The organism is Autumnicola tepida (assembly GCF_031846485.1).
In the GTDB taxonomy this organism is placed as follows: domain Bacteria; phylum Bacteroidota; class Bacteroidia; order Flavobacteriales; family Flavobacteriaceae; genus Autumnicola; species Autumnicola tepida.
The window spans coordinates 59,491-75,780 of record NZ_JAVRHQ010000009.1; the positions used below are offsets into that span (position 1 = coordinate 59,491).

At 41.6% G+C, this 16,290-nt stretch carries 12 protein-coding genes and 1 tRNA gene; 1 reads left to right on the top strand and 12 read right to left on the bottom strand.

What is annotated here, in order from left to right; genetic code table 11:
* Positions 1–88 precede the first annotated feature (88 nt).
* On the top strand, positions 89–1,456 hold the full coding sequence (locus RM553_RS09100) for an alanine/glycine:cation symporter family protein (protein WP_311534608.1): 1,368 nt from the start codon (positions 89–91) through the stop codon (positions 1,454–1,456).
* 68 nt (positions 1,457–1,524) lie between these two features.
* On the opposite strand, the gene RM553_RS09105 is transcribed toward RM553_RS09100, so the two are convergent.
* The 12 genes from RM553_RS09105 to tuf form a co-directional block, all read right to left on the bottom strand.
* The gene (locus tag RM553_RS09105; protein WP_311534609.1) at positions 1,525–3,111 is read right to left on the bottom strand and encodes a Ppx/GppA phosphatase family protein; all 1,587 of its coding nucleotides are present in this window, start codon (positions 3,109–3,111) and stop codon (positions 1,525–1,527) included.
* Positions 3,112–3,246: 135 nt separating this feature from the next.
* Entirely contained in the window at positions 3,247–3,561 is a 315-nt protein-coding gene (locus RM553_RS09110) for a DUF3467 domain-containing protein (protein ID WP_311534610.1), read from the bottom strand.
* Between the two features lie 110 nt (positions 3,562–3,671).
* Positions 3,672–7,973, bottom strand: coding sequence for a DNA-directed RNA polymerase subunit beta' (gene rpoC / locus RM553_RS09115; RefSeq protein ID WP_311534611.1), 4,302 nt, complete (start codon positions 7,971–7,973; stop codon positions 3,672–3,674).
* A gap of 74 nt (positions 7,974–8,047) precedes the next feature.
* On the bottom strand, positions 8,048–11,860 hold the full coding sequence (rpoB, locus tag RM553_RS09120; protein WP_311534612.1) for a DNA-directed RNA polymerase subunit beta: 3,813 nt from the start codon (positions 11,858–11,860) through the stop codon (positions 8,048–8,050).
* Positions 11,861–11,994: 134 nt separating this feature from the next.
* Complete coding sequence (gene rplL / locus RM553_RS09125; protein WP_311534613.1) at positions 11,995–12,369, bottom strand: 50S ribosomal protein L7/L12; 375 nt, start codon at positions 12,367–12,369, stop codon at positions 11,995–11,997.
* A gap of 57 nt (positions 12,370–12,426) precedes the next feature.
* A complete protein-coding gene (gene rplJ / locus RM553_RS09130; RefSeq protein WP_311534614.1) occupies positions 12,427–12,948 on the bottom strand; it encodes a 50S ribosomal protein L10 in 522 nt (173 codons plus the stop codon).
* Positions 12,949–12,957: 9 nt separating this feature from the next.
* A complete protein-coding gene (rplA, locus tag RM553_RS09135) occupies positions 12,958–13,656 on the bottom strand; it encodes a 50S ribosomal protein L1 (protein WP_311534615.1) in 699 nt (232 codons plus the stop codon).
* Between the two features lie 19 nt (positions 13,657–13,675).
* Entirely contained in the window at positions 13,676–14,113 is a 438-nt protein-coding gene (gene rplK / locus RM553_RS09140) for a 50S ribosomal protein L11 (RefSeq protein WP_311534616.1), read from the bottom strand.
* 72 nt (positions 14,114–14,185) lie between these two features.
* The gene (gene nusG / locus RM553_RS09145) at positions 14,186–14,737 is read right to left on the bottom strand and encodes a transcription termination/antitermination protein NusG (protein ID WP_311534617.1); all 552 of its coding nucleotides are present in this window, start codon (positions 14,735–14,737) and stop codon (positions 14,186–14,188) included.
* A gap of 11 nt (positions 14,738–14,748) precedes the next feature.
* Positions 14,749–14,946, bottom strand: coding sequence for a preprotein translocase subunit SecE (secE, locus tag RM553_RS09150; protein ID WP_311534618.1), 198 nt, complete (start codon positions 14,944–14,946; stop codon positions 14,749–14,751).
* A 15-nt stretch (positions 14,947–14,961) separates the two neighbouring features.
* Positions 14,962–15,034, bottom strand: a tRNA-Trp gene (locus RM553_RS09155).
* A 52-nt stretch (positions 15,035–15,086) separates the two neighbouring features.
* Positions 15,087–16,274 carry an elongation factor Tu gene (gene tuf / locus RM553_RS09160; RefSeq protein WP_311534619.1) on the bottom strand — a complete coding sequence of 396 codons (1,188 nt, stop codon included), beginning with the start codon at positions 16,272–16,274 and terminating at the stop codon, positions 15,087–15,089.
* Between the last annotated feature and the right edge of the window lie 16 nt (positions 16,275–16,290).

Consider the following 16,290-nt stretch of genomic DNA (forward strand, 5'->3'; position numbering starts at 1 on the left):
AAATTCCTTCTCATTTCAGTAAAGTTTGGAAATTTACAAAAGAGGGTTAAGCATTAATTTACTATTTTCGGTGCAAACCTGATTTTTTATGGATCAACTGGATCATCTAATTGCTGAATTTGCCTCCCTGGTATGGGGGCTTCCCCTTGTAATATTGTTAATTGGCGGCGGGCTTTATTTGTTGATCATCTCCAGGTTTCTGCCTTTCCGGTACCTGGGCCATTCCCTGGACCTGCTCCGTGGGAAATACGACGATCCCAATGCACCCGGGGAAATCAATCATTTTCAGGCCTTATCTACGGCTTTATCTTCAACAGTAGGGATGGGAAATATTGCCGGGGTGGCCGTGGCCATAGCTTTAGGAGGCCCCGGCGCGGTTTTCTGGCTCTGGATTAGTGCCATTGTGGGAATGTCTACTAAATTTTTCACCAATACCCTTGCTGTAATGTACCGGGGAAAAGACACCCAGGGGAATATTCAGGGCGGGGTGATGTATTTTATTGTGGAAGGCCTTGGGAAGGCGTGGAAACCCCTGGCTATTTTTTTCGCTGTTGCGGGATTAATTGGGGCATTACCGGTTTTTAATGTAAACCAGCTCACCCAGGCCATAAATACGATTTTACTGGAGCCTCAGGGCGTGGAAACCAATTTTACGACGAACCTGATTATAGGTGTTATTTTAGTAATTATCACCTCTGCCGTAATTCTTGGCGGCCTTTACCGTATTAGCCGTACGGTTTCCAAACTGGTACCGGCTATGGTTGCCTTGTATTTTATTTCTGTACTTATTATCCTCTTTGTAAATATTGATGAACTGCCAAGATACCTCGGGATGATTTTTACTGATGCTTTTGCCGCGGAAAACTATAAAGGAGAGCCGCTATTTGGCGGAATTGTCGGAGGGCTGATGATATTGGGTATAAGAAGAGGGGCATTTTCCAACGAAGCCGGTATAGGAACGGCCACCATGGCCCACGGGGCCAGTAAAACTTCTGAGCCTGTAAGGGAAGGCTTAGTGGCCATGTTAGGCCCTGCAATTGACACTTTGGTAATCTGTACCCTTACCGCCCTTAACATTTTGGTAACCGGCGTATGGCAAAGCAGTGATGCCAATGGAGTGACCTTAACAGCAGTGGCTTTTGAAGACTCCATTCCTTATATTGGAGATTATTTACTGCTCCTTTGCATCGCGGCATTCAGTATTTCTTCTCTTTTCTCCTATTCTTACTACGGAACCAAATGCCTTAATTTTCTTATTGGTGCTGAAAATAAGCACTACTACAACTATTTTTATATTTTGAGTATCCTGGTTGGAGCGACCACTTCACTAAGTATGATGATTAACCTTATTGACGGGTTTTTTGCTTTAATGGCAATCCCTACTATGATTTCTACTCTGATCATGGCCCCAAGGGTAATGAAGGCGGCAAGAATATATTTCAAAAAATATAAGTAAAAGAAGGTGTTCAGGCATTGCGGCCCCGTAACCTCTACGGTCTCAATTCGTAAGGCTACTGCCAGCCGTTATATGGAAGAACCTTCAAAAACTGCAAATATCTTCAATTTTTTGCCGGTTAATTTTTCCAGAAGTTTAGCCTTGCGCAGGCATCCCCAAATTTCAAGCTCAGGATCGCTGTGAGTGGTAATAATTAAAGTGATGACTTCAGCTTTATTTTTTATCTCCAGCTTTTGAACATTCTGATAATGACTGCGGTCCAAACCGTCTGCCACCCGCAACAAGGCGGAAAGTTTCTTTACCCTCTTCCGTAGCTTTTTATTTAATTGTTTATAGCGTTTATGCCTTTTGGCTGGTACAGAACGGCGGTGATACCGGGCAACATTCGCCATAATATTGATTTCATCTTCCTTAAAGCCCAGCAAGTCTGAATTCCTGATAAGATAAAGCGCATGTTTATGGTGTTTGCGGTAAGAAATGTAGTAACCAATATCGTGCATTAAACTGGCATACTCCAGAAGTTCCCGGTCTGATTCTTTCAGTTTTAACTCCTCCTTAAATTCATCGAAAAGCTGTAACGCGAAATTTGAAACATGACGGGAATGGGCCTCAAGCCAGTTGCATTTTCGAAGTAATTCATACACACTACGGCGGCGCGGATCCTGGAAATTCGCCACCAGATCCAGGTTAAGCTGATCTTTTTCCTTCCTGATATAATTCAGGATCATGCCTTCTCGTAATGCCCCTTCTGAAATTCTAATATTCCCGATTCTAAATTCGTCCACAAGGAATTTCAGCAACACCATTCCGGGATTGATAATATCCACCCGTTTTTCTTCCAGGGCTTTTTCTTTAAGGCGGTGCTTTTTATTCAGCTGAATAAATTCATCGTACAGGCTGTTGAAATCGGCAGTATCGAATTCCAGGGCATTCAGCGTTCTGTTGGCGGTAATGGAATTTCTTCCTGCTACCATGGCACCAATATTTTCCATCGTGCCCGAAGAACCAATTATTGTCTTTACCTTATGCTTTCTAGCCAATTCCGCGACTTCAGAAAGTTCTTCTTCAAAATGCTTTTGCAGCTTTTGGATTTCCTTCTTTTTGATAGGATCAGATTCAACAAAATTAGCAGCCATCCGGGCCACGCCCAGCTTCAGACTGTTATAGTAAATAAATTCTTTATTATTCCCGATGATGAATTCCACACTTCCCCCACCAATATCTACCATTAGCACCATTTCTTCCCCCAGGACGATACTGTGCCTAATGGCCAGCCCAATCATCTCCGCCTCCATTTTTCCCGATATGGCACGAACCTTAATTCCTACCTGTTCCCCGACCTCGTGAATAAAATCGCCCCCGTTTTCAGCCTCCCGAATGGCGCTGGTGGCAAAAGCCAGAATATTTTCCACTTTATGGCTATCGCATAAAAATTTGATCCTTTTTAAGGCTTCCACTCCCCTGTCCATGGCTTCCCTGCTAAGGCGGTTCTCCAGTCCTTTTTCAGCAAGAATAACCATTTCTTTAAGCTTGTCTACAGTCCTGAAACTTCCATCTGGATAAATATCTACAAGAACGGCATGGAAGGAATTTGTCCCGAGGTCTATGGCAGCAATGCGTTTTGTAGGTTGGTCATTCCCGGAGGTTTCGCTCATAATCTCACAGTTGAAGTAAAGTCTTTAGTAGTGTTCCTAAGATAACGAATTTGCCTGAAACTGTCTCCTTCTTAAAAAATAAACCTCACAGGCCTTGAAGACTTGTGAGGTTTTTACTTAAATGTATTGAAGATGCTAGGCCTGGCCGGTTGGGCCGAAATTAAGAGGAAGCGGCGCTTTCTCATAATCTCTTATTTCGCCGTGGGCTTTCTCAAAACGCTGCACATTATCTGCCAAAGCCTTTAAAAGCCTTTTTGCGTGCTGGGGAGTCAGGATAATTCTTGATTTGACCTTGTTCTTGGGTTTTCCCGGCATGATATTCACAAAATCCACTACAAATTCTGAGACGGAATGGTTGATAATTGCCAGGTTGGAATAAGTTCCTTCTGCTACCGCTTCATCCAGTTCTATATTGATTTGTCCTTTTTTAGTCTTTTTTTCTTCGCTCATGATTCATTGATTTTTCAGTAAAATAAAGGTACAAAAAATCCCGACTCAGGCCGGGATCTCCTTTATGGTAAAAACAAAGGCCGCAAACAAGCGGCCTTTGGGTATTGCTATTAGTTATAATTAACTTCCTGCTTTTTCTCGAGCATCTGGTCGAATTCTTCTTTAGAACCAACAATAATGCTGTCGTACTCACGCATTCCTGTACCTGCAGGTATTTTATGACCTACAATTACATTTTCCTTCAGGCCTTCAAGCTCATCTATCTTACCGCTAACCGCAGCTTCGTTAAGTACTTTGGTTGTTTCCTGGAAGGAAGCAGCCGAGATAAATGATTTTGTTTGAAGCGACGCCCTGGTGATACCCTGAAGAACCGGAGTTGCCGTTGCGGCTGTCACGTCTCTTGCAGTAACAAGGTTTTTATCTTCCCTTCTAAGAATTGAATTCTCATCCCTTAGATCTCTTGGGCTAATAATTTGTCCTGCTTTCAGGTTTTCTGAATCACCGGCATCTTCCACCACTTTCATTCCGAAGATCTTATCGTTCTCCTCGATGAAATCTGATTTGTGTACCAGCTGGTTCTCAAGAAAAATAGTATCTCCCGGATCCTGGATTCTCACCTTACGCATCATCTGGCGCACTACCACCTCAAAGTGCTTATCGTTAATCTTCACACCCTGTAGCCTGTAAACTTCCTGAACTTCGTTCACAAGGTACTGTTGTACAGCATTAGGCCCTTTAATGTTCAGGATATCTTCAGGAGTAATGGAACCGTCAGAAAGCGGCATACCTGCACGAACATAGTCATTTTCCTGAACAAGGATCTGGTTGGAAAGTTTCACAAGATACTTCTTAACCTCACCAAGTTTAGATTCTACTATAATCTCACGGTTACCACGTTTTATTTTTCCGAAGGAAACCACACCGTCTATCTCACTAACCACAGCAGGGTTAGATGGGTTACGGGCTTCAAACAGTTCGGTTACCCTTGGAAGACCACCCGTAATATCCCCAGCTTTGGAAGATTTACGCGGAATCTTAACAAGAATCTTACCTACACCTATTTTCTCCTCGTTGTCCACCATCAGGTGAGCTCCTACCGGAAGGTTGTAAGAACGGATCACTTCGTCTTTCTTACCTAAAATATGAAGCGTTGGAATAAGTTTTTTATTTCTAGATTCAGAAATAACTTTTTCCTGGAACCCGGTTTGCTCATCAATTTCAACCTGATAAGTTACCCCCTGCTCCACGTTTTCATACTTGATCTTACCGGCAAATTCAGAAATAATCACCCCGTTATATGGATCCCACTGGCAAATAATATCGCCTTTGGAAACCTCGGCCCCGTCTTCAATAAAGATTTGGGAACCGTAAGGAATGTTATTGTTACTCAATACCACCCCGGTATTCTTGTCTTTAATCTTAAGTTCTGCAGTACGTGATATCACGATATCTGAAGTGCTTCCATCGGGAGCTTCGCCTTTAACCACTTTAAGGTCTTCGATTTCAGCGATACCATCAAGCTTGGCTTCCAGTTTGTTTTCTTCTGAAATGTTACCTGCAATACCACCCACGTGGAAGGTACGCAAGGTAAGCTGTGTACCAGGTTCCCCAATAGACTGGGCGGCAACAACACCAACGGCTTCCCCTCTTTGCACCAGTTTGTTGGTGGAAAGGTTTCTACCGTAACAGTTCACACAAATTCCCTTTTTAGCCTCACAGGTTAGCGGGGAACGAACTTCCACGCTTTCTATTGGTGCTTCGTTTATTTTCTTAACTGCATCTTCAGTGATTTCTTCTCCCGCTGCAACCAACAATTCGTCTGTTGAAGGGTTACGAACATCATGAAGGGAAATACGTCCTAAAATTCTTTCCCCCAGGGATTCAACAACTTCTTCGTTTTTCTTCAGCGCTTTTACTTCAACACCTCTTAAAGTTCCACAGTCTTCATCGTTAACAATCACATCCTGTGAAACATCTACCAAACGACGGGTAAGATATCCCGCATCGGCAGTTTTAAGTGCGGTATCTGCAAGACCTTTACGTGCACCGTGGGTTGAGATAAAGTATTCAAGAATTGAAAGCCCTTCCTTAAAGTTAGAAAGAATCGGATTTTCAATAATTTCACCACCACCAGAACTTGATTTCTTCGGCTTGGCCATAAGTCCACGCATACCGGTTAGCTGGCGGATCTGCTCTTTAGAACCACGGGCACCGGAATCAAGCATCATATACACAGAGTTAAACCCTTGCTTATCTTCACGGATTCGCTTCATAGCCAATTCGGTTAGACCTGCATTGGTAGAAGTCCAAATATCGATAACCTGGTTATAACGCTCATTATTGGTAATAAGACCCATGTTATAGTTACCTATAATACCTTCAACCTGTTCGTTGGCTTCATCGATCATGGCTTGTTTCTCTTCAGGGATAATAATATCACCCAAGCTGAAGGAAAGACCGCCACGGAAGGCGAATCCATACCCAAGAGACTTGATCTTATCAAGAAACTCTGAAGTTTCAGGAACACTGGTAATCTTAAGAATATTACCAATAATATCCCTAAGCGACTTTTTCGTTAGTACTTCGTTAATGAAACCTGCCTTTTCAGGAACAGTTTCATTAAACAATACCCTACCTACAGTAGTTTCAATAATCTGGTAAACCAGTTCTCCGGCATCATTAAAGTCTTTCGCCCTAATTTTAATAGAAGCGTTAAGATCTACTTTCTTTTGGTTATAAGCAATAATCACTTCTTCCGCAGAATAGAAGGTGAGATCTTCTCCGGTCACAGGTTCTTCTTCGGTAGATTTCTTAAGCTTGGTCATATAATAAAGACCCAAAACCATATCCTGGGAAGGTACTGTAATTGGCGAACCATTCGCAGGGTTAAGGATATTGTGGGAAGCCAGCATTAACATCTGTGCTTCCAGGATAGCCTCAGGCCCCAATGGAAGGTGAACCGCCATCTGGTCCCCATCAAAGTCGGCGTTAAAGGCCGTACATGCCAATGGGTGTAATTGTATCGCTTTACCTTCAATAAGTTTTGGCTGGAATGCCTGTATACCTAAACGGTGAAGCGTGGGAGCACGGTTAAGCAATACAGGGTGTCCTTTTAATACATTTTCGAGGATATCCCATACTACAGGCTCTTTTTTATCTATAATTTTCTTGGCAGATTTTACTGTTTTTACAATTCCTCTTTCAATCAGTTTCCTGATCACGAAAGGCTTGTAAAGTTCTGCCGCCATATTCTTCGGAAGACCACACTCGAACATTTTTAGTTCCGGCCCAACAACAATTACGGAACGTGCCGAATAATCCACACGCTTACCAAGCAGGTTCTGACGGAAACGCCCTTGTTTACCTTTCAATGAATCTGAAAGTGATTTAAGCGGACGGTTTGAGTCAGTTTTTACTGCTGAAGATTTTCTGGTATTATCGAACAACGAATCCACAGATTCCTGAAGCATACGTTTTTCGTTACGTAGAATCACTTCAGGAGCTTTGATCTCCATCAACCTTTTCAAACGGTTGTTACGAATAATAACACGACGGTAAAGATCATTTAAATCTGAAGTCGCGAAACGTCCACCGTCAAGAGGTACAAGAGGACGCAATTCCGGCGGAATTACAGGGATCACTTTCATGATCATCCACTCTGGATTGTTCTCACGGTTCTTGTTGGCATCACGAAGGGCTTCAACAACCTGAAGACGTTTTAATGCTTCAGTTTTACGTTGTTTGGAAGTTTCGTTGTTAGCCTTGTGCCTTAATTCGTAAGAAAGTTCGTTAAGATCTATCCTTCTAAGAATTTCAATAAGGCATTCAGCTCCCATTTTAGCGATAAACTTGTTAGGGTCGCTGTCATCTAAATATTGATTTTCCTGAGGAAGGCTATCCAAAACGTTCAGATATTCTTCTTCAGTAAGGAAATCCATTTTCTTAAGGGCATTCCCTTCTTCATCTTTGGCATTACCCGGCTGGATTACCACATAACGTTCGTAGTAAATAATCATGTCTAATTTCTTAGACGGAAGGCCAAGTAAATAACCAATTTTATTAGGTAAAGAACGGAAATACCAGATATGTGCTACAGGAACTACCAGGTTAATGTGCCCAACACGGTCCCTACGTACTTTCTTTTCGGTTACCTCTACCCCACAACGGTCACAAACGATCCCCTTGTAGCGTATTCTTTTATACTTTCCACAGGCACACTCATAATCCTTTACAGGACCAAAAATACGCTCACAGAACAAACCGTCACGCTCTGGTTTGTGCGTACGATAATTGATAGTTTCCGGCTTAAGGACTTCACCACGGGATTCCGCTAGGATAGACTCGGGGGAAGCTAAACCGATAGAGATTTTGTCAAACCTCTGTACTGTATTTTTATCATTATTTCTAGCCATACTTATAGTATTCAGTATTTAGTATCCAGTAATCAGTCACTGCAAACTGATTACTGAATACTGCAAACTATTTTTTATTCTTCTAACTTAATGTCCAGGCCAAGACCTTTCAATTCGTGCATAAGTACGTTGAAAGATTCAGGTAATCCGGGTTCCGGCATAGGCTCTCCCTTCACGATTGCTTCGTAAGTCTTTGCCCTTCCTATCACGTCATCAGATTTTACGGTAAGAATTTCCCTAAGCGTGCTTGATGCTCCATAAGCCTCAAGTGCCCAAACTTCCATCTCACCAAAACGCTGACCTCCAAATTGTGCCTTACCACCAAGTGGCTGTTGGGTAATTAATGAATAAGGACCAATTGAACGTGCGTGCATTTTGTCGTCAATCATGTGTCCTAATTTCAGCATGTAAATTACACCTACAGTTGCACGCTGGTCAAAACGTTCCCCGGTACCACCATCATAAAGATAAGTGTGACCATATCTTGGTATTCCCGCTTCATCGGTAAGTTCATTAATCTGATCTATAGTTGCACCGTCAAAAATTGGAGTAGCATATTTCTTCCCGTTTTTCTGACCTGCCCAACCTAGTACAGTTTCATAAATCTGCCCAATATTCATACGTGATGGTACCCCAAGTGGGTTCAGCACGATATCTACCGGAGTTCCGTCCTCAAGGAACGGCATGTCTTCCTGGCGAACAATTCTTGCAACAATACCTTTGTTACCGTGGCGTCCTGCCATTTTATCCCCTACTTTAAGTTTACGTTTCTTAGCGATATAAACTTTAGCAAGTTTAAGAATACCAGAAGGAAGCTCATCTCCAACAGAGATTGTAAACTTCTCTCTTCTCAAATTACCCTGAAGGTCGTTTTCCTTAATCTTATAATTATGCAGAAGGTCTGCCACTAAAGTATTTAAATGATCATCTGTAGTCCACGTACCTTGAGTAAGGTGCGTGTAATCGTCTACAGCGTTCAACATCTTAAGAGTATATTTTTTACCTTTTGGCATTACCTCTTCTCCAAGATCATTCTGAACACCCTGAGCGGTTTTTCCACCTATAATAGCGAACAATTTGTCTACCAGATCAGATTTTAAACTCTGAAACTTAGCTTCATATTTTTGCTCTAACGCTGAAATATCTTCTTTATCCTGGGCTCTTTTACGTTTGTCTTTGATGGCTCTCGCGAAAAGTTTCTTGTTGATCACCACACCGCTTAATGACGGTGATGCTTTTAAAGACGCGTCTTTAACATCCCCGGCCTTGTCTCCAAATATCGCACGAAGCAGTTTTTCTTCAGGAGTTGGGTCGCTTTCTCCTTTTGGAGTAATCTTACCAATAAGAATATCACCCGGCTTAACTTCAGCCCCAATCCTAATCATTCCGTGCTCATCAAGGTCTCTTGTAGCTTCTTCGGAAACGTTAGGAATATCGTTAGTCAATTCTTCATTACCTAATTTGGTATCACGAACTTCCAGAGAATATTCATCAATATGGATAGAGGTGAAAATATCGTCCCTAACCACTTTTTCAGAAATAACGATCGCATCCTCAAAGTTATAACCTTTCCAGGGCATAAATGCCACCTTCATGTTTCTACCCAAAGCAAGTTCTCCGGCTTCGGTAGCGTAACCCTGACATAATACCTGGCCTTTGGTCACTCTATCCCCTACGCTTACAATTGGCTTAAGATTAATAGAGGTTCCCTGGTTGGTTTTTCGGAATTTAATAAGATCGTAGGTTTTGGAATCACTGTCAAAACTTACCATTCTCTCCTCTTCGGTACGATCGTACTTAATGGTGATCTGGTTAGCGTCAACATATTCCACTTCCCCTTCACCTTCAGCATTAATCAACACACGGGAATCGGTAGCCACCTGTCTTTCAAGACCGGTTCCCACAATTGGAGAATCTGCCCTTAAAAGTGGTACTGCCTGGCGCATCATGTTAGATCCCATCAGGGCACGGTTCGCATCATCATGTTCCAGGAACGGAATTAACGAAGCCGAAATTGAAGAAATCTGGTTAGGCGCAACATCGGTATAATGAACTTCTTTTGGATCCACAACCGGGAAGTCACCTTCCATACGTGCAATTACACGATCAGATTCTATAGTTCCGTCATCTTTTAACGGAATATTGGCCTGGGCGATTTTCTTACCTTCTTCTTCTTCAGCGCTTAAATAAATTGGCTCCTCAGAAAGGTTAATTCTTCCTTCTGAAACCGTACGGTATGGAGTTTCAATAAAGCCCATTCCGTTTACCTTGGAATAAACCGCGAGAGAAGAAATTAAACCAATGTTTGGTCCTTCAGGAGTTTCAATAGGGCAAAGCCTTCCGTAATGGGTATAGTGAACATCACGAACCTCGAAGCCTGCCCTTTCCCTTGAAAGACCTCCAGGCCCAAGTGCTGAAAGACGACGCTTGTGAGTAATCTCTGCAAGCGGGTTCGTCTGGTCCATAAACTGTGACAACTGGTTTGTTCCAAAGAAAGAATTGATCACAGAAGAAAGTGTCTTCGCGTTGATCAAATCTATAGGAGTAAACACCTCATTATCACGAACGTTCATACGCTCACGAATGGTACGTGCCATACGGGCAAGACCAACACCAAATTGCTGGGACAACTGCTCTCCCACAGTTCTAACACGACGGTTAGAGAGGTGATCGATATCATCAATCTCAGCTTTGGAGTTAATCAGCTCGATTAAATATTTTACAATGGTAATGATGTCTTCCTTGGTAAGCACCTGCTTATCCATGGCCACATCAAGACCAAGCTTTTTGTTCATTCTGTATCGACCCACTTCTCCCAGGCTGTAACGTTGATCTGAGAAGAATAACTTATCGATAATTCCACGAGCGGTTTCCTCATCTGGTGGTTCGGCGTTACGCAGCTGGCGATAAATATGTTCTACCGCTTCTTTTTCAGAGTTGGTAGGGTCTTTTTGCAATGTATTATGAATAATCGCATAGTCACCGGTCTGGTTATCTTCTTTATGAAGAAGAATAGTTTTGCTTCCGGTTTCCAGGATTTCTTCTATATGCTCTTTTTCAAGCTCTGTATCCCGATCTAATACAATCTCGTTACGTTCAATTGAAACTACCTCTCCAGTGTCTTCATCAACAAAATCCTCATACCAGGTATTCAATACACGGGCCGCAAGTTTACGCCCTAATACTTTTTTAAGTCCTGTTTTTGAAACTTTAACCTCTTCAGCAAGGTCAAAAATTTCAAGAATATCCTTATCACGCTCAAAACCGATTGCACGGAAAAGCGTGGTAACAGGTAATTTTTTCTTCCTATCGATATAAGCGTACATTACGCTGTTGATATCGGTAGCGAATTCTATCCATGAACCTTTAAAAGGAATTACACGGGCAGAATACAATTTTGTTCCATTAGCATGGAAAGACTGTCCAAAGAAAACGCCGGGGGAACGGTGTAACTGAGAAACTACAACCCGCTCTGCACCGTTGATACAGAAGGTGCCGCTAGGAGTCATATAAGGGATAGTTCCCAAATAAACGTCCTGTACGATGGTTTCAAAATCTTCATGTTCCGGATCTGTACAATAAAGCTTTAACCTTGCTTTAAGCGGAACACTGTAAGTAAGACCACGCTCAATACATTCCTGGATGGAATATCTTGGCGGATCCACAAAATAATCTAAAAATTCAAGTACAAATTGGTTACGGGTGTCCGTAATTGGGAAGTTCTCTAAGAAGGTATTATACAGACCTTCATTTCCCCGCTCTTCTGATTTTGTTTCTAATTGAAAGAAGTCCTGGAACGACTTGATCTGGATATCCAGAAAGTCAGGGTAATCAGGCCTGTTCTTTACAGAAGAGAAACTCAATCTTTCAGTTTGCTTTGCTAACATCTATGGACGGAATTATAATTTAGTTATATATGTGGGTGCGCTACAAGGACTGTGCCGTTATATACGCAAAAGGGTTTAGACCTTCAGGAGCGTATCCTGAGGCCTAAACCTAAATAATATTGCTTTCGTCAAGCTTATTTAAGCTCAACCTCGGCTCCTGCTTCTTCTAACTGTGCTTTTAATGCTTCAGCTTCGTCTTTAGCAACTCCTTCTTTTACTGGTTTCGGAGCGTTGTCTACTAATTCCTTAGCATCTTTAAGACCAAGACCGGTAAGTTCTTTTACAAGTTTTACAACTGCAAGTTTAGACCCACCCGGAGCTTTAAGGATTACATCAAATTCAGTTTGCTCTTCAGCGGCTTCTTCACCACCTCCGGCACCACCAGCAACAGCTACAGCTGCAGCAGCAGGCTCGATACCATATTCTTCTTTTAGAATATCAGCTAACTCATTAACTTCTTTTACAGTCAAGTTAACCAATTGTTCTGCGAAATCTTTTAAATCTGCCATTTTTCTATCGTTTTAAAAAGTTCTTTAATTTATAATTGTTAAAAAGTGCGTACTTGTTTATCCTTCTTTTTCAGAAAGGGTTTTCAGAATACCGACTATTTTACCACCACCAGATTTAAGCGCAGAAACAACGTTCTTAGCAGGTGATTGTAACAATCCGATGATATCTCCAATAACTTCCTCTTTAGATTTGATGTTTACTAATGCATCTAAGTATTCATCTCCTACATATACAGCTTCCTCTACGAAAGCGCCTTTAAGAAGAGGCTTTTCGGATTTTTTTCTGAATTCTTTAATTACCTTGGCCGGAGCGTTTCCGGTTTCAGATAACATGATGGAGGTATTGCCTTTTAAAGTTGAAGGAAGGTTGCCAAAATCTTTTTCAACAGCTTCCATTGCTTTTGCCAGCAATGTATTTTTAACTACCGATAGCTTTACATCTGCCTTAAAACAAGCTCTTCTTAGATTAGAAGTAGTACCTGCATCCAAGCCAGAAATATCTGCTAAATAAATTGTTGGAGCATCAGCTAACTGGGCAGTTAAATCTTTTATTACTTGTGATTTTTCTTCTCTTGTCATAATAACTTATTATTGCTCAGTAAACCTTTTAGTGTCAATTGCCACACTCGGGCTCATGGTGCTAGCCATATAAATACTCTTTATATAGACACCTTTGGCAGCCTGAGGCTTCAACTTTACCAGCGTAGTTAATAATTCCCTTGCGTTACCAGCAATTTTTTCAGCATCAAAAGACGCCTTACCAATTGCAGCGTGAACAATACCTGTTTTATCAACTTTAAAGTCAATTTTACCGGCTTTCACATCAGAAACCGCTTTAGCGATATCCATAGTTACCGTACCGGTTTTAGGGTTAGGCATTAAACCTCTGGGTCCTAAAATTCTACCCAGGGGACCTAATTTACCCATAACGCTGGGCATGGTGATAATTACATCAACATCTGTCCAGCCACCTTTAATTTTTTCCAGGTACTCATCTAAACCAACAAAATCTGCACCAGCTTCTTTAGCTTCCTCCTCTTTATCTGGAGTCACCAAAGCAAGAACCTTCACATCTTTACCGGTACCATGCGGAAGTGTTACCACCCCTCTTACCATTTGGTTTGCTTTTCTAGGATCTACGTTCAAACGAACCGCCAAATCCACAGAAGGGTCAAAGTTTTCGTTGGAAACTTCTTTTATTAAAGCTGAAGCTTCTGCCACCGAATACAGTTTCCCGTTTTCGATCTTAGCCTGAGCTTCTTTTTGCTTTTTAGTTACTTTTGCCATTTCTTAAATTCTTTTTGGATTAAAACGGTGCATTACCTTTTACAGTGATTCCCATTGAACGCGCTGTTCCGGCAACCATTTTCATTGCAGATTCTACTGTAAACGCATTTAAATCCTGCATTTTATCTTCTGCAATGGTTTTAACCTGATCCCAAGAAACACTTGCTACCTTTTTTCTATTTGGCTCACCAGAACCTTTTTTAGTTTTAGCTGCTTCCATCAATTGTACTGCTGCAGGTGGAGTCTTGATCACAAAATCAAAAGACTTATCTGAATATACAGTAATCACAACTGGCAGTACTTTTCCTTGCTTGTCCTGGGATCTAGCATTGAATTGCTTACAGAATTCCATGATATTTACCCCGGCAGCACCCAAAGCAGGTCCAACTGGTGGTGATGGGTTAGCAGCACCTCCTCGAACTTGTAGTTTTACAACTTTACTTACTTCTTTTGCCATTTTTCAAATTTTTAAGTGATAGTTTGTTGAGTGGAAGCTGAAAAAACTATCAAAAAATATGTAACAGTTAGTTTATACTTTTTCTACTTGCATGTAGCTTAATTCCAACGGAGTTTTTCTACCAAAGATCTTCACCATCACTTCAAGCTTGCGCTTTTCTTCATTAATCTTCTCTACTGTTCCGTTAAAGCCGTTAAAAGGACCATCGATTACTTTTATAGTTTCACCAAGAGTAAACGGAATAGCTACATTATCTGCCTTAACCGAAAGTTCATCTACTTTCCCTAACATGCGGTTAACTTCAGATTTTCTAAGTGGAACAGGATCTCCTCCTTTTGTTTCTCCAAGAAAACCAATAACGCCGTTAATACCTTTAATAATATGAGGAATTTCACCAATCAGATTTGCCTGCACCATTATATACCCAGGAAAATAAACCCTTTCTTTGTTTACTTTCTTCCCATTTCTAATCTGAATCACCTTCTCGGTAGGAACAAGAACCTGGTCTACCTGATCTTCGAGGCCATGGTGGGCTATTTCTCTTTCAATGTAATCTTTAACCTTATTTTCCTGACCGCTAACGGCACGAACTACATACCATTTTTTATCTTTTACCTCTGCCATGTGTGTTTAATTTAAGATTTAATCCATTCGAAGTAATGCTCGATAACTTGACTAAACAAAGAATCAACACCCCAAACCACAAGTGAAAACACAATTGAAAATGCCGCCACCACAATAGTTAAGCGTTGAGCTTCAGGCCAGCTTGTCCAGGTAACATGGTTTTTTAATTCGTTATAAGACTCTGATATGTAATTAACAATTCCTGCCATTTCTAAAATTATTTGCACGGGTTGAGAGGCTCGAACTCCCGACACCTGGTTTTGGAGACCAGTGCTCTACCAACTGAGCTAAACCCGTATAAAGAAGGTACCCCGAGAAAAACGGGATACCTTTTATATTCAAACTATAATTAGTCTAAAATTTCAGTTACCTGACCAGCACCTACTGTTCTACCACCTTCACGGATAGCGAAACGAAGTCCCTGGTTCATCGCGATAGGCTGGATAAGCTCTACAGTAATAGTAAGGTTATCTCCTGGCATTACCATTTCCACACCTTCAGGAAGGTTAATTGTTCCTGTTACGTCAGTTGTACGTACGTAGAACTGAGGACGGTAATTGTTATGGAATGGAGTGTGACGTCCACCTTCTTCTTTTTTAAGGATATAAACCTCTGCTTTAAATTTAGCGTGAGGAGTTACAGATCCAGGCTTGGTGATTACCATACCTCTGGAAATCTGACTCTTTTCAATACCTCTAAGAAGGATACCCACGTTATCACCAGCTTCACCTCTATCCAATATTTTACGGAACATTTCAACACCTGTGATAGTAGATGTAAGTTTACCAGCGTTCATACCTATAATTTCTACAGGGTCACCTGTATTAGCCACACCAGTTTCAATACGTCCTGTTGCAACAGTACCACGACCGGTAATAGAGAATACATCTTCGATAGGCATCAAGAAAGGCTTATCTACATCACGCTCTGGCAATTCGATCCAGTTATCAACAGCCTCCATAAGCTCAAGAACTGTTTTTGACCATTTTTCATCACCTTCAAGAGCTCCAAGTGCAGAACCAGAAATTACAGGTCCATTATCTCCGTCATACTCATAGAAAGAAAGAAGATCTCTTACTTCCATTTCAACCAACTCAAGAAGCTCCTCATCATCAACAAGGTCAACTTTATTAAGGAACACAACAATTCTTGGGATACCTACCTGGCGCCCAAGAAGGATGTGCTCACGAGTTTGTGGCATAGGACCATCAGTTGCAGCCACCACAAGAATAGCACCGTCCATTTGAGCAGCACCAGTTACCATGTTCTTCACATAATCGGCGTGACCAGGACAGTCAACGTGAGCATAGTGACGGTTTGCAGTCGAATACTCAACGTGTGAAGAGTTAATGGTAATACCTCTTTCTTTTTCCTCAGGAGCGTTATCGATTTGATCGAAAGCACTGGCTTCTGAATAACCTGCGTCAGCCATTACACGTGTAATCGCTGCTGTTAAAGTTGTTTTTCCGTGATCTACGTGTCCAATTGTACCAATATTTAGGTGCGGTTTGGAACGATCATAAGTTTCCTTTGCCATAATTAATACTTATTTA

Excerpts from the sequence above, each read along its gene's own strand:
- rplA (WP_311534615.1), bottom strand. The coding sequence starts at position 13,656 with ATGGCAAAAGTAACTAAAAAGCAAAAAGAAGCTCAGGCTAAGATCGAA.
- rpoB (WP_311534612.1), bottom strand. The coding sequence starts at position 11,860 with ATGTTAGCAAAGCAAACTGAAAGATTGAGTTTCTCTTCTGTAAAGAAC.
- tuf (WP_311534619.1), bottom strand. The coding sequence starts at position 16,274 with ATGGCAAAGGAAACTTATGATCGTTCCAAACCGCACCTAAATATTGGT.
- rplL (WP_311534613.1), bottom strand. The coding sequence starts at position 12,369 with ATGGCAGATTTAAAAGATTTCGCAGAACAATTGGTTAACTTGACTGTA.
- rpoC (WP_311534611.1), bottom strand. The coding sequence starts at position 7,973 with ATGGCTAGAAATAATGATAAAAATACAGTACAGAGGTTTGACAAAATC.
- RM553_RS09105 (WP_311534609.1), bottom strand. The coding sequence starts at position 3,111 with ATGAGCGAAACCTCCGGGAATGACCAACCTACAAAACGCATTGCTGCC.
- secE (WP_311534618.1), bottom strand. The coding sequence starts at position 14,946 with ATGGCAGGAATTGTTAATTACATATCAGAGTCTTATAACGAATTAAAA.
- rplJ (WP_311534614.1), bottom strand. The coding sequence starts at position 12,948 with ATGACAAGAGAAGAAAAATCACAAGTAATAAAAGATTTAACTGCCCAG.
- nusG (WP_311534617.1), bottom strand. The coding sequence starts at position 14,737 with ATGGCAGAGGTAAAAGATAAAAAATGGTATGTAGTTCGTGCCGTTAGC.
- RM553_RS09100 (WP_311534608.1), top strand. The coding sequence starts at position 89 with ATGGATCAACTGGATCATCTAATTGCTGAATTTGCCTCCCTGGTATGG.
- rplK (WP_311534616.1), bottom strand. The coding sequence starts at position 14,113 with ATGGCAAAAGAAGTAAGTAAAGTTGTAAAACTACAAGTTCGAGGAGGT.
- RM553_RS09110 (WP_311534610.1), bottom strand. The coding sequence starts at position 3,561 with ATGAGCGAAGAAAAAAAGACTAAAAAAGGACAAATCAATATAGAACTG.